The organism is Variovorax sp. Root318D1 (assembly GCF_001424835.1).
Classification (GTDB): domain Bacteria; phylum Pseudomonadota; class Gammaproteobacteria; order Burkholderiales; family Burkholderiaceae_C; genus Variovorax.
In genome coordinates this window covers 542640-555607 of record NZ_LMCQ01000012.1, presented here as the reverse complement: position 1 = coordinate 555607, position 12968 = coordinate 542640, and the positions used below count along the sequence as shown (strand labels likewise).

Sequence of the window (12968 nt, the reverse complement as noted above, 5' to 3'; positions counted from 1 at the left end):
GAGCTGGCGATGGACCTGAACTTCACCCCCGAAGAAGAAGCCTTCCGCGCGGAAGTGCGCGCCTTTCTGGCCGACAAACTGCCCGCGCGCCTCTCGGCGAAGGTCGGCGGCGGCAAGATCCTCGCCAAGGCCGACATGGAGGAGTGGCACGCCATCCTCAACGAGCGCGGCTGGCTCGCCAACCACTGGCCCGAGCAGTACGGCGGCCCGGGCTGGACGGCGGTGGAGAAGTTCATCTTCGAACACGAATGCGCGCTGGCCTTCGCGCCGCGCATCGTGCCCTTCGGCGTGAACATGCTGGGCCCGGTGCTCATCAAGTATGGCAACGAGGCGCAGAAGCAGCGCTGGCTGCCGCGCATTCTGAACGGCGACGACTGGTGGTGCCAGGGCTATTCGGAACCCGGCGCGGGCTCCGACTTGGCCGCCGTGAAGACCTCGGCCGTACGCGGCATCGATGCCAAGGGCGACCACTACATCGTGAACGGCCAGAAGACCTGGACCACGCTGGGCCAGCACGCCAACATGATCTTCTGCCTGGTGCGCACCAACCGCGAGGCGAAGAAACAGGAGGGCATCAGCTTCCTCTTGATCGACATGACCTCGCCGGGCGTGGAAGTGCGCCCGATCATCACGCTCGACGGCGAGCATGAGGTGAACGAGGTGTTCTTCTCCGACGTGCGCGTGCCGGCCGAGAACCTCGTCGGCGAAGAGAACAAGGGCTGGACCTGCGCCAAGTACCTCTTGACCTACGAGCGCACCAACATCGCGGGCGTTGGTTTCTCGGTGGCCGCGCTCGAACAGCTCAAGGGCATTGCCGCCACGCAGACGAAGAACGGCAAGCCGCTGGCCGAAGACCCGGCGTTCGCGGCACGCCTGGCGCGCGTCGAGATCGACCTCGAGAACATGAAGACGACGAACCTGCGCGTGATCGCCGCCGTGGCCGGCGGCGGCGTGCCGGGCGCGGAGAGCTCGATGCTGAAGATCCGCGGCACCGAAATCCGGCAGGAGATTTCGTCGCTCGCGCGCCGCGCGATGGGTGTGTATGGCCGGCCCTTCGTTGAAGAAGCGTTGCACGACGGATTCGACGGCGAAACCTTCGGCCCGGCCTACGCATCCGCCGCGGCCGCGCGCTACTTCAACAACCGCAAGCTGTCGATCTTCGGCGGCTCCAATGAAATCCAGAAGAACATCATCTCCAAGATGATCCTCGGCCTGTAAGGAGACATGCAATGAACTTCGAACACACCGAAGACCGGCGCATGCTCGCCGACAGCCTGAACCGCTTCATCGCCGAGCAGTACGCCTTCGATGCGCGCGACCGCATCGCGAAGTCCGAGCACGGGTTCAGCAAGGAGATCTTCCAGCAGTTCGCCGAACTCGGCGTGATCGGCGCGCTGTTCAGCGAGGCCGATGGTGGCTTCGGCGGCGGCGGTTTCGACATTGCCGTGGTCTTCGAGGCACTGGGCCGCGGACTCGTGGTCGAGCCGCTGCTGGGCGCCGTGATGGTCGGGGAGGCACTCAGTGCTGCCGGCAACGATGCGCAGAAGGAAAAGCTCGGCGACATCATCAACGGCGTTACCGTCGCGGCCTTTGCGCACGACGAAGCCGATACGCATTACGAACGCACACGAGTTTCGACCCGCGCCGAGCGCAGCGGCGGCGGCTGGGTGCTGAACGGCGCCAAGGCTGTCGTGCCGCAGGGCGAGCAGGCCGACCTGTTTCTCGTCTCCGCTCGCACCTCGGGCCAGGTGGACGACGAGGTCGGCATCTCGCTGTTCCTCGTGCCCGCGAAGACGGCAGGCCTCACGGTGCGCGGCTGCCCCGCCATCGACGGCGGCCGTGTCGCAGAACTCACGCTCGACGGTGTGAAACTGGGCGCCGACGCACTGCTGGGCACCGAAGGCCAGGGCAGTGCGACGCTGGAACGCGCCATCGGCCGCGGCGTGCTCGCGCTGTGCGCCGAGGCGCTGGGCGCAATGGAAGCCGCCAAGACCGCGACGCTCGACTACCTGCGCACGCGCAAGCAGTTCGGCATTCTGATCGGCAGCTTCCAGGCGCTGCAGCACCGCATGGCCGATCTGCTGCTCGAGATCGAGCAGGCCCGTTCGGCCGTGATCAACGCCGCGGCCGCCATCGACGGCACCGACCGCGTGGCGCGCGAGCGCGCGCTGTCGGCCACCAAGTTCAGCATCGGCCGCATCGGCGCGCTGGTGGCGGAAGAGAGCATCCAGATGCACGGCGGCATCGGCATGACGTGGGAGCTGCCGCTGCCGCACTACGCCAAGCGGCTCGTGATGATCGACCACCAGCTCGGCGACGAGGACCATCATCTGCAGCGCTACATCGCGCTCGGCAAGGAGGTGGCGGCATGACCGACAAGACCGTGTTGATCTCCCAGCAAGGCGCCGTGCGCATCCTGACCAACAGCAACCCCGGCGCGCGCAACGCGATCACGCCGACGCTGTATGCGGAACTGAGCGCCGCGCTTGCCGATGCGCAAAACGACCCCGAAGTCGGCGCGATCGTCTTCACCGGCGCGGGCGATTTCTTCTGCTCCGGCGGCGACCTGAACCTGCTGGCCAAGCGCCGCGAACTGCCCGCCTCGGAGCGCCGCGAAAAGCTCGAAGGCCTGCACGACCTGATCCGTGCGATCCGCGATTGCGGCAAGCCCGTCATCGCGGCCGTCGAAGGCGGCGCGGCCGGTGCGGGCCTGTCGATGGCGCTGGCCTGCGACATGCTGGTGTCGGCGCGCGATGCGTTCTACACGGTCGCCTACGTCAAGGTCGGCCTCACGCCGGACGGCGGCGCGACGGCCTTTCTCTCGGAGTTCGTCTCGCGCCAGGTGCTGACCGAGATGTGCCTGACCGGCGATCGCATGCCGGCCGAGCGCCTGCATGCATTGGGCGCGGTCAACCGCCTGACCGACAAGGGCGCGGCGCTGGCCGAGGCCATCGCGCTTGCGGCCAAGGTGGCCAACGGTCCGCAGCGCGCGAGCGCGCGCATCAAGACCCTGTGCCGCCAGGCGCACCGCACCACGCTCGAAGAGCAGCTCGAAGCCGAGGCCGTGTACATGGTCGAGTCCCAAGCGGATGTCGAAGCGGCCGAAGGCATCGGCGCTTTTCTCGGCAAGCGCACGGCGGATTTCGCGGCGCTGCGCGGACAGAAGTCGCAAGCCACCTGACACCGCCCGAACTCGCACGCCATCTCGCCTCGCACCCGGTGCGGGGCTTTCTCGTTTCCAGGGAGTTGCCCTCATGCCCATGCTCAATTCATCGCTGCCGCTTGCCGGCGTGCGCGTTCTCGATCTGTCCCGCATCCTCGCGGGCCCCTGGTGCGGCATGGTGCTGGCCGACATGGGCGCCGAAGTAATCAAAGTCGAGCACCCGGGCCGCGGCGACGACACGCGCGACTGGGGCCTGCGCGTCGGCAAGACCGAGACGGCCTACTTCAACAGCGTGAACCGCAACAAGCGCTCGGTCACGCTCGACCTGCAGACGCCCGAAGGCCAGCAGATCGCACGCGACCTTGCGAAGCAATGCGACGTGGTGATCCAGAACTTCAAGTTCGGCGGCATCGACAAGCTCGGGCTCGGCTACGAGCAGCTCAGCAAGGAGCAGCCGGGGCTCATCTACTGCTCGATCTCGGGCTACGACCGCACCGGCCCCGAGGCCGCACGCCCCGGCTACGACCTCGTGGTGCAGGGCGAAGCCGGCTTGATGGCGCTCAACGGCGAAGCGAACCAGCCGCCGCTGAAGTTCGGCGTGGCCATGGTCGACCTGTTCACCGGCATGTATTCGGCGCAGGCCATCCTGGCCGCGCTCTATCAGCGCGAAAAAACCGGCAAGGGCCGTCACGTCGAGATGGCGCTGTTCGACTGCGGCCTGATGATCACCGCCTACTACGGCCTGGAGGCGCTGCTGATGGGCGAGGACCCCCCGCGCTACGGCAACTCGCATCCGTCGATCGTGCCGTATGGCGTGTTCGATGCGGCCGACGGCCCGCTGGTCATCACCGTGGGCAACAACGCGCAGTTCGCGCGCTTCTGCACCGAGGTGATCGACCGGCCCGACCTCGCGGCCGACGAGCGCTTCAAGACCAACATCCTGCGATCGGCGAACCGCGGAGTGCTGCTGCCAGAGCTGCACGCCGAATTGGCCAGGCGCCAACGCGCAGACCTGCTGGCGAAGCTCACGAAATCGGGCATTCCCTGCGGCGAGGTGCTCGGCCTGCTCGAAGCGCTGAACTCCAAGCGTGCGACCGATGCCGGCCTTGTCACCGAGCAGCCGCATCCGGTGGCCGGCACGGTCAACGTGCTGGCGCCGCCCTATCGCTTCGACGGCGAACGCCTGCCCGTGCGCAGCGCACCGCCGCAACTGGGCGAAGGCACGCACGAGGTGCTGCAGTCGCTGCTCGGCCTGTCGGACGACAGGCTCGCGCAACTCAAATCAAATGGCGTCGTCTGAAGGCGCTTGTCTCTCTTCCGATCCCTTGAACATGTCCATGGCCTTTTCTTCTTCCCGCTCCCTTCGCAATCCCGCACGCCGTGCACTCATCGCACTGGCCCTTCCGCTCGCGGCCGGCGCCGCCTTCGCACAAGCCTGGCCGTCCAAGCCGATCACGGTCATCGTGCCCTTTCCGCCCGGTGGCCCGACCGACGTCGCGACGCGCATCGTGGCGCAGAAGATGTCGCAGGGCCTGAAGCAGAACATCCTCATCGACAACCGCAGCGGCGCCTCGGGCACCATCGGCGCGGCGGCGGCCGCCAAGGCCGCGCCCGACGGCTACACCTTCGTGATGCTGGCCACGCCCACGCTGCTGGCCGCGCACCTGTACGGCCAGACGCCCTACGACATCTTCAAGAGCTTTACGCCCGTGGGCGTCGTCTATGACTTGCCAATCGTGATGGTGGTCAATCCGAAGGCGTTGCCCGGCGTGAACGACTTGCAAGGCCTGATCGCCAAGGCCAAGGCCGAGGGCGGCAAGCTCAACTACACGACGGCCGGCGCCGGCAGCTTCGGCCACCTGACGACCGAGCAGCTCAAGAACATCGGCAAGTTCGAGATGCAGCACGTGCCCTACCGCGGCAGCGCACCAGCCGTGACCGACCTGATCGGCGGGCAGGTGCCTGCGATGTTCTCCGACCTGGTGGCGGTGATGCCGCACATCCGCGCGGGCACGCTGCGCGCCATCGCGGTCGGATCGGGCAAGCGCGTGAGCCTGCTGCCCGAAGTGAAGACTGTCGCCGAGCAGGGCTTCCCTGGTTTCGATGCGACCTCGTGGGGCGGGCTGCTGGCGCCGGCGGGTACACCCAAGGACGTGGTCGACCGCATGAGCGCCGAGCTGAAGTCCGCGCTGGCTGACAAGGAAGTGCAGGACAAGCTCGAAGGCGTTGGCTCCTTCGCGGCCTACGGCACGCCCGAGCAGACGGGCACGCGCATGCGCCAGGATTTCGAGCGCTGGGGCAAGGTCATCCGCGACAACAAGATCACGAACCAGTAAAACAGCGATTCGCGCGCGGCCGGCAAGAGACAACATCAGGAGACGACATGACAGGCAACGACAAGAAGACCAGTCCGGGCGGGGCGCCGTTCCGCCCCCTGTTGCCGGTTCGCAGCCTGGCGGACATCCGCAAGCTCGAAGAGACGCCGCTTGCGCAGGCGCTGACAGTCCGCAGTACCTACGAGATCTTCCGCAACGCGGGAGCGGCCTTCGGCAACAAGACCGCGCTGACCTTTTTGCGCACCGGCAACCCGGCCGATGAACCAATCCGCTGGTCGTATGCCGACTTGCTCGCGGGCATCCACCAGACTGCGAACATGCTGCACGCCCTGGGCGTGGGCCCTGATGACGCGGTGGCGGTGCTGCTGCCAGGCTGCCTCGAATACCACCTGGCCCTCTGGGGCGGCGAAGCGGCCGGCATCGTGCAGCCGCTCAATCCGCTCTTGACCGACGAGAAGCTGGTGGCGCTGATGACCGCCGGCCGCGCCAAGGTGCTGATCGCCTATGGCTCCGACAGCGAATCGGGCATGTGGTCGAAGGCCATGCGTTTGCGCGGGCAGGCGCCCACGCTCACGACCGTGCTGCGCGTGGCGCCGCATGACGAAGCGCCGGGTTCGGCGGGCGCGCTGCATGAAACAGGATCGGGCAGCGCGGCCGCGCTGCCGGGCGTGGCCGACTTCGACGTGCTGCGTTCGGCACAACCGTCTGATCGCCTCGTGAGCGGCCGCGACATCGCACCCTCCGACATTGCCGCCTACTTTCATACCGGCGGCACCACCGGCGCCCCGAAGCTCGCGCGCCACAGCCACGGCGCGCAAGTGTTTACCGCGTGGGCCAGCGTGCAGGTCGCGGGCATGAACGAACAAGGCATCTCGATCAACGGCTATCCGCTGTTCCACGTGGCGGGCGTGCTGCCGGCTTCGCTGGCATCGCTCTCGGCCGGTGTGGAGGTGATCATTCCGACCCCCTCGCTGCTGCGCAACAAGGAGGTGCTTGCCAACTACTGGAAGCTGGTCGAGAAATACCGGCCGACATCGCTCTCGGCCGTGCCCACAGTGCTTGCGGCGCTGGCGAACGTGCCGCTCAATGGCGCCGACATTTCATCGATCGGCTACTGCCGCACCGGCGCCGCCGTGCTCTCGCCGGAACTGGCCGCGCGCTTCGAGCGCCTGTTCGGCCTGCACGTGCACGAGAGCCTGGGCATGACCGAGATGGCCGGCATCTCGACCATCACGCCGCCGGGCGTTGACGGGCCCGCGGGCTGCGTTGGTTTTCCGCTGCCCTACATGCAGATGCGCATCGTGGCGCTCGACGAAAACGGCAACGCCAGCAACCGCGACCTGCCGCCTGGCGAGCAGGGCATGGTGCTGTTCAAGTCGCCCAACCTGTTCTCTGGCTTCGTCGATCCGGCCGACAACGCCAGGGCCTTCACCGCCGACGGCTGGCTCGCGACCGGCGACTTGGGATGGATCGACGGCGAAGGGCGGCTCAACCTCAGCGGCCGCTCGAAGGACCTGATCATCCGCAGCGGCCACAACATCGACCCCAAGGTGATCGAGGACGCGCTGGGCGCGCATCCCGCGGTGCAGCTGTGCGCGGCGGTGGGCGCACCCGATGCGTATGCCGGCGAACTGCCGGTGGTCTTTGCCACGCTGGTGCCGGGCGCATCGGCCACCGAGGACGAACTGCTGGCCTTCACGGCCGCGCGCGTCGACGAGGCGCCGGCCAAACCCAAGTCGGTGATCGTCATCGAGAACATGCCGATGACCAACGTCGGAAAAATCTACAAGCCCGAGCTTCGCGCGATGGCCGCGAGCCGCGTGGTGGCGGCTGGCGTGGCGCAAATCTGCGACGAGCTCGGCGTGGCGCAAGCCGCACGGCCGCGCGTGCAGAGCGAGGGCGAGGGCCTCGTGCAGGTGCGCATCGATGCAACCGCTGCGGGCCCACTCGCGGACACGCTGCAGAAGCGGATCCGCACGGCGCTCGAGCCGCTTCCGTTCAAGACGCGGGTGCTCCTGGAATAGACACGCCCCGCTTCTTTTTTTCGACAGACAACACAACGACATCCGGAGACATCGCAAACATGAACGCAACTTCGACCCCTCGCGGGCTCACCCGACGCGCCCTGCACTGCGGCATCGCCTCGCTCGCGCTGGCGGCCACGGGCGCCAGCTGGGCGCAGGCCTACCCGAGCAAGCCGATCCGCATGGTGGTGCCCTTTGCCCCGGGCGGGGCAACCGATGTGCTGGCCCGCGTGCTGGGCGAGAAGATGGCGGCCGGGCTGGGCCAGCCCGTCATCATCGACAACAAGCCAGGCGCCGCCGGGATCATTGGCACCGATGCGGTCGCCAAGGCGCCGGCCGACGGCTACACCATCGTGCTGTCGCTGAGCAACTCGCTTCTGACCAACCAGTTCCTGTACGAGAAACTGCCCTACGACACGCAGCGCGACCTCACGCTGGTCTACCAGATCGCCACCGCTCCACTGGTGCTGGTGGTGCACCCCAGCGTGCCCGCCAACACCGGGCCCGAGCTGCTGAAGTACGTGGTCGCAAACAAGGGCAAGGTGGCTTACGGCTCTTACGGCGTGGGCGCCTACCCGCACCTGGCGGGCGCGCACATGAGCCTCACGCAGAAGGCCGAGATGAACCACATCGCCTACAAGGGCGAATCGCCGATGCTGCAGGACCTGATCGGCGGCCAGATCCAGATGGCCTTTGCGAGCGCGCTGGTGGCCAAGCCGCACATCGAGGCCGGCAAGCTCAAGGCCATCGGCGTGAGCGGCGAGCGCCGCATGGCCACGCTGCCCAACGTGCCCACGCTGGCCGAGCAAGGGCTGAAGGACGAGGCCTACCGCGTGACCGGCTGGCTCGCCATCGCCATGCCGTCCGGCACGCCCAAGCCCATCGTGCAGCGCATCGCCGACGAAGTGGGCAAGGCCACCCGCCAGCCCGACGTGCAGGCGCGCGTGGCGGCCATGGGCTTTGACCTGAAAGACAGTTCGCCCGAGGCTTTCAACGCGGTGTACAAGAAGGAAAGCCCGATCTGGGAGCGCCTGATCAAGGACTCGGGCGCCAGGCTCGAGTAGCCGCCAAGGGCCTCCAAAGGGGCTGGGGGAATGAGGCCACAGCTTAGGAAAACCCCGATGAACGGATGGTCATGGATCGTTACCATTCATAGCTGCTTCCCCCTCTCCCTTCGATGACCACTCCCAACGAGTCCGGCCCGCTGCTGGACGCCGCCAGCCCCCTCCCCCCAGACATAGAAGCCGCCGACGAGCCCACCAAGGTGCCGCTCGCCATCGAAGACTGGCTCACCGTCATCATCATGGGCGCGCTGGCGCTCATCACCTTTGCCAACGTGCTGGTGCGCTACTTCACTGACTCTTCGTTTGCGTGGACGGAGGAGTTCTCGGTTTTCCTCATGATCATGCTGGCGCTGGTGGCCGGCTCGGCCGCGGTGGCGCGCGATCGGCACATCCGCATCGAATACTTTTCCGAGAACGGATCGATGGCACGCCGCAAGCGGCTCGCGCAATTCGGCGCGCTGATGATCGCCATCCTCTTCGGCCTGATCGGCGCGCTCAGCATCCGCATGGTGTGGGACGACTACCGCTTCGACGAGACGACGCCGGGCATCGGGCTGCCGGCCTGGTGGTATTCGATGTGGCTGCCGATCGTGTCCTTTGCCATCGCGCTGCGCGCGGTGGGCCTCATGGTCCGCCGCGGCCGCAAGGAATACGGCGACAACGAAAACCGCAAGGGCGACGCACCGTGATCGCCACCCTGCTCTTCGTCGCCTTCGTGGTGATGATGCTGGTGGGCGTGCCCATCGGCGCCGCGCTGGGCCTGGCCGGCGCCGCCTGCATTGCGCTCGCCAACAGCGACGCCCAGTGGTTCGGGCTCCTGGCCGTGCCTCAGAACTTCTATGCCGGCCTCGGCAAGTACCCGCTGCTCGCCATTCCGATGTTCGTGCTGGTGGGCTCCATCTTCGACCGTTCGGGCGTGGCGCTGCGGCTCGTGAACTTTGCGGTGGCCATCGTCGGGCGCGGCCCGGGCATGCTGCCGCTGGTGGCGATTGCGGTGGCCATGTTCCTCGGCGGCATCTCGGGCTCGGGCCCGGCAAATGCCGCCGCGGTGGGCGCGGTGATGATCGCGGCAATGTCGCGCGCGGGCTATCCGGCGGCTTTCTCGGCCAGCGTGGTGGGCGCCGCAGCGGCCACCGACATCTTGATTCCGCCCTCGGTCGCGTTCATCGTCTACTCGGTGCTGGTGCCCGGCGCCTCGGTGCCGGCGCTGTTCGCGGCCGGCATGATCCCCGGCGTGATGGCCGGCCTGGCGCTGATGATCCCGGCCGTGCTGCTGGCCCGCCAGCACAAGATGGGTGCGCTCGAATCGACGCTGCCGCGCCCGCCGTTCTGGAAGAGTTTTCGCGAAGCGATCTGGGGCCTGGCGGCGCCGGTGCTCATTCTGGGCGGCATGCGCGCGGGCTGGTTCACGCCGACCGAAGCGGCGGTGGTGGCGGTGTTCTACGGGCTCTTCGTGGGCATGTGCGTGCACCGGACCATCAAGGTGCGCGACCTGTTCGTCATATTGCGCGAGTCGGGCGAACTCTCGGCGGTGATCCTGCTGGTGGTGTCGCTCGCGGGCATCTTCGCGTACTCGCTCTCGACGCTCGGCATCATCGACCCGGTGACGCGGGCCATCGTGAATTCGGGCCTCGGCGAATACGGCATCCTGGCGCTCCTGATCCTGCTTCTCATCACGGTGGGCATGTTCCTGGACGGCGTGTCGATCTTCCTGATCTTCGTGCCGCTGTTGCTGCCGATCGTGCAGTATTACAAGTGGGACCCGGTGTGGTTCGGCGTGATCCTCACGCTCAAGGTGGCACTCGGCCAGTTCACGCCGCCGCTCGCCGTCAACCTCATGGTCTCTTGCCGCATCGCCAAGGTGCGCATGGAAGAGACCGTGCGCTGGGTCGGCTGGATGCTGTTCTCGATGTTCGTGGTGATGGTGCTCGTGATCGCGTTCCCTGAACTCGCGCTTTGGTTGCCGCGCAAGCTGGGGTATTGAGATGGGGTCGTGCGTTTGGGTGCTTTGTTCAGGGCGCGCTCCCGCCGACGGGGTACCTTTCTCCGCGAATGTCCTCCGGCCTGCGGCCTCCCCCTTTATTTCGCTGCGCAAGGCACCCCATCGGAGCGGAACAACCGCAGCGCCTGGTGTGCACAGGGCGCCGGGTACTCCCCGCAGCGAAATAAAGGAGGAGGCGAAGCCGGGGGACATTCGCGGAGGGGAGTACCCGGTGGCCTTTGCACGCGCCCTGAACAGGAACGCCCCGAACACTCCAGTCAGTACCGTTACCCAAAAACATCCATCGCTTAGTTGTGTTCAGAAAACAAGGAGACCTCAAATGAAATTCCGCCGCACCCTGCTCGGCCTTGCCGCCGTAGCTACCGCCTTGGGCATGTTTTCGACCGGCGCAATGGCGCAGGCCGCCTACAAGCCCGAATACAAGATGTCCCTCGTACTCGGCCCGCCCACGCCCTGGGGCCAGGCCGGAAAGATCTGGGCCGACCTCGTGAAGGAACGTACCCAGGGCCGCATCAACATCAAGCTCTACCCCGGCGTGTCGCTCATTCAAGGCGACCAGACCCGCGAGTTCAGCGCGCTGCGCCAGGGCGTGATCGACATGGCCGTGGGCTCCACCATCAACTGGTCGCCGCAAGTCAAGCAGCTCAACCTCTTCTCCATGCCCTTCCTCATGCCCGACTATGCGGCCATCGATGCGCTCACCCAGGGCGAAGTCGGCAAGGAAATGTTCAAGACGCTCGACAAGGCCGGCGTCGTGCCGCTCGCATGGGGCGAGAACGGCTACCGCGAAATTACCAACTCCAAGAAGCCGATCAAGTCGCCTGAAGATTTGAAGGGCATGAAGATCCGCGTCGTCGGCTCGCCGATCTATTCCGACATGTTCACCGCGCTGGGCGCCAACCCCACGCAGATGAGCTGGGCCGACGCACAGCCCGCGCTCGCCAGCGGCGCGGTCGACGGCCAGGAGAATCCGCTCTTCCTGTTCACCGTGCTCAAGATGCAGAACGTGGGACAGAAGTTCGTGACCACCTGGGGCTACGTCGCCGACCCGCTGGTTTTCGTGGTCAACAAGGAAATCTGGGCTTCGTGGACACCGGCCGACCAGGCCATCGTGCGCCAGGCCGCCGTCGATGCCGGCAAGCAGGAGATCGAGCTCGCGCGCAAGGGCCTCGTCGAAGCCGACAAGCCGGTGCTGAAGGACATCGCCGGCATGGGCGTGACCGTGACCCAGCTCACGCCCACTGAGCGCGAAGCCTTCGTGAAGGCCACGCGCCCGGTGTACGACAAGTGGAAGAACACGGTGGGCGCGGACCTGGTGGCAATGGCCGAGAAGGCCATCGCCGCGCGCAAGAAGTAAGTAGACAGGTCCTGCGTCGTTTCGGGGTGGCCGCGACAATGTCGTGATGCCACACACCCTGATCATCGACACTGACCCGGGCGCGGACGATGTGATCGCGCTGCTGTTCGCCATGGCGGCGCCTGAAGCGCTAAAGCTTCAGGCGCTGACCACGGTGGCCGGCAACGTTCCGTTGGCCAAGACCTCGCGCAATGCGCGCCTCGCCTGCGAATGGGCCGGCCGGCCGGACCTTCCGGTGTACGCCGGCGCGGAACGCCCGCTGCAGCGCACACCCATCTACGCGGCCAACATTCACGGCCGCGAAGGCATCACCGGCGTCGATGTGCATGAACCGGCCGCGCCGCTGGCCGAGGGCCATGCCGTCGACTACCTGATCCGCACATTGCGCACGGCGCCCGAGCGAAGCGTGACGCTTGCGATGCTCGGGCCACAAACCAACCTGGCACTCGCGCTTGAGCAAGCGCCCGACATCGTGCGCGGCCTGCGCGAACTGGTGCTCATGGCTGGCGCGCATTTCAACGGCGGCAACATCACGCCCACCGCAGAGTTCAACGTATTTGCCGACCCGCATGCGGCCGAGGCCGTGCTGAAGTGCGGCGTGCCAATCACCATGCTGCCGCTGGACGTGACGCACAAGATTCTCACAAGCGACGAGCGCATTGCGCGGCTGCGGAGCATCGGCAACCGGGCCGGCAGGATCGTCGCCGACATGTTGGATGCCTACGCTCCGCAGGAGATGCAGCACTACGACATGCCCGGCGGGCCGGTGCACGATGCCACGGTCATTGCCTACCTTCTGAAGCCTTCGCTCTTCAGGGGCAGGCTGATCAACGTCGAACTCGACAGCCGCGAAGGCATGGGCTTTGGGCAGACGGTGGCCGACTGGTATGACAGCCTGAAGCGTTCCACCAATGCGAACTGGATCGTGGACGGCGATGCGCAGGGCTTCTTCGACCTGCTGACCGAACACATCGCGCGGCTGCCATAACAGTTCCAGGCAACAAATAAAAAAGCCACGCTGC

The 12968-nt window shown here is 66.6% G+C and carries 11 protein-coding genes; all 11 read left to right on the top strand.

All coding sequences use genetic code 11. The features are described 5' to 3' along the window. Window positions 1-9: 9 nt before the first annotated feature. The 11 genes from ASC78_RS12700 to ASC78_RS12650 all read left to right on the top strand — a co-directional run bounded on the left by ASC78_RS12700 (window position 10) and on the right by ASC78_RS12650 (window position 12934). The gene (locus ASC78_RS12700; protein WP_055801518.1) at window positions 10-1218 is read left to right on the top strand and encodes an acyl-CoA dehydrogenase family protein; all 1209 of its coding nucleotides are present in this window, start codon (window positions 10-12) and stop codon (window positions 1216-1218) included. A gap of 11 nt (window positions 1219-1229) precedes the next feature. Next, entirely contained in the window at window positions 1230-2372 is a 1143-nt protein-coding gene (locus tag ASC78_RS12695) for an acyl-CoA dehydrogenase family protein (protein WP_055801515.1), read from the top strand. After that, complete coding sequence (locus ASC78_RS12690; RefSeq protein WP_055801513.1) at window positions 2369-3181, top strand: oxepin-CoA hydrolase, alternative type; 813 nt, start codon at window positions 2369-2371, stop codon at window positions 3179-3181. The genes ASC78_RS12695 and ASC78_RS12690 overlap by 4 nt, the downstream gene beginning before the upstream one ends. Before the next feature lie 73 nt (window positions 3182-3254). Beyond that, window positions 3255-4463: a CaiB/BaiF CoA transferase family protein gene (locus ASC78_RS12685; protein ID WP_055801509.1), complete on the top strand. Its 1209-nt coding sequence runs from the start codon at window positions 3255-3257 to the stop codon at window positions 4461-4463. Between the two features lie 37 nt (window positions 4464-4500). Continuing rightward, window positions 4501-5499, top strand: coding sequence for a Bug family tripartite tricarboxylate transporter substrate binding protein (locus ASC78_RS12680; RefSeq protein WP_055801506.1), 999 nt, complete (start codon window positions 4501-4503; stop codon window positions 5497-5499). 47 nt (window positions 5500-5546) lie between these two features. Then, the gene (locus tag ASC78_RS12675; RefSeq protein ID WP_055801503.1) at window positions 5547-7523 is read left to right on the top strand and encodes an acyl-CoA synthetase; all 1977 of its coding nucleotides are present in this window, start codon (window positions 5547-5549) and stop codon (window positions 7521-7523) included. 59 nt (window positions 7524-7582) lie between these two features. Beyond that, on the top strand, window positions 7583-8587 hold the full coding sequence (locus tag ASC78_RS12670) for a Bug family tripartite tricarboxylate transporter substrate binding protein (protein ID WP_055801501.1): 1005 nt from the start codon (window positions 7583-7585) through the stop codon (window positions 8585-8587). Window positions 8588-8700: 113 nt separating this feature from the next. Next, on the top strand, window positions 8701-9276 hold the full coding sequence (locus ASC78_RS12665) for a TRAP transporter small permease (RefSeq protein WP_055801498.1): 576 nt from the start codon (window positions 8701-8703) through the stop codon (window positions 9274-9276). Beyond that, the gene (locus tag ASC78_RS12660; RefSeq protein WP_055801495.1) at window positions 9273-10571 is read left to right on the top strand and encodes a TRAP transporter large permease; all 1299 of its coding nucleotides are present in this window, start codon (window positions 9273-9275) and stop codon (window positions 10569-10571) included. Before ASC78_RS12665 ends, ASC78_RS12660 begins: the two co-directional genes overlap by 4 nt. 337 nt (window positions 10572-10908) lie before the next feature. Then, the gene (locus tag ASC78_RS12655; RefSeq protein ID WP_055801492.1) at window positions 10909-11946 is read left to right on the top strand and encodes a DctP family TRAP transporter solute-binding subunit; all 1038 of its coding nucleotides are present in this window, start codon (window positions 10909-10911) and stop codon (window positions 11944-11946) included. Window positions 11947-11992: 46 nt separating this feature from the next. Then, complete coding sequence (locus ASC78_RS12650) at window positions 11993-12934, top strand: nucleoside hydrolase (RefSeq protein WP_055801490.1); 942 nt, start codon at window positions 11993-11995, stop codon at window positions 12932-12934. Window positions 12935-12968: the final 34 nt, after the last annotated feature.

Bases quoted from the DNA above. Each gene is read 5' to 3' on its own strand.
- ASC78_RS12700 (WP_055801518.1), top strand. From the start codon at position 10: ATGGACCTGAACTTCACCCCCGAAGAAGAAGCCTTCCGCGCGGAAGTG.
- ASC78_RS12695 (WP_055801515.1), top strand. From the start codon at position 1,230: ATGAACTTCGAACACACCGAAGACCGGCGCATGCTCGCCGACAGCCTG.
- ASC78_RS12690 (WP_055801513.1), top strand. From the start codon at position 2,369: ATGACCGACAAGACCGTGTTGATCTCCCAGCAAGGCGCCGTGCGCATC.
- ASC78_RS12685 (WP_055801509.1), top strand. From the start codon at position 3,255: ATGCCCATGCTCAATTCATCGCTGCCGCTTGCCGGCGTGCGCGTTCTC.
- ASC78_RS12680 (WP_055801506.1), top strand. From the start codon at position 4,501: ATGGCCTTTTCTTCTTCCCGCTCCCTTCGCAATCCCGCACGCCGTGCA.
- ASC78_RS12675 (WP_055801503.1), top strand. From the start codon at position 5,547: ATGACAGGCAACGACAAGAAGACCAGTCCGGGCGGGGCGCCGTTCCGC.
- ASC78_RS12670 (WP_055801501.1), top strand. From the start codon at position 7,583: ATGAACGCAACTTCGACCCCTCGCGGGCTCACCCGACGCGCCCTGCAC.
- ASC78_RS12665 (WP_055801498.1), top strand. From the start codon at position 8,701: ATGACCACTCCCAACGAGTCCGGCCCGCTGCTGGACGCCGCCAGCCCC.
- ASC78_RS12655 (WP_055801492.1), top strand. From the start codon at position 10,909: ATGAAATTCCGCCGCACCCTGCTCGGCCTTGCCGCCGTAGCTACCGCC.
- ASC78_RS12650 (WP_055801490.1), top strand. From the start codon at position 11,993: ATGCCACACACCCTGATCATCGACACTGACCCGGGCGCGGACGATGTG.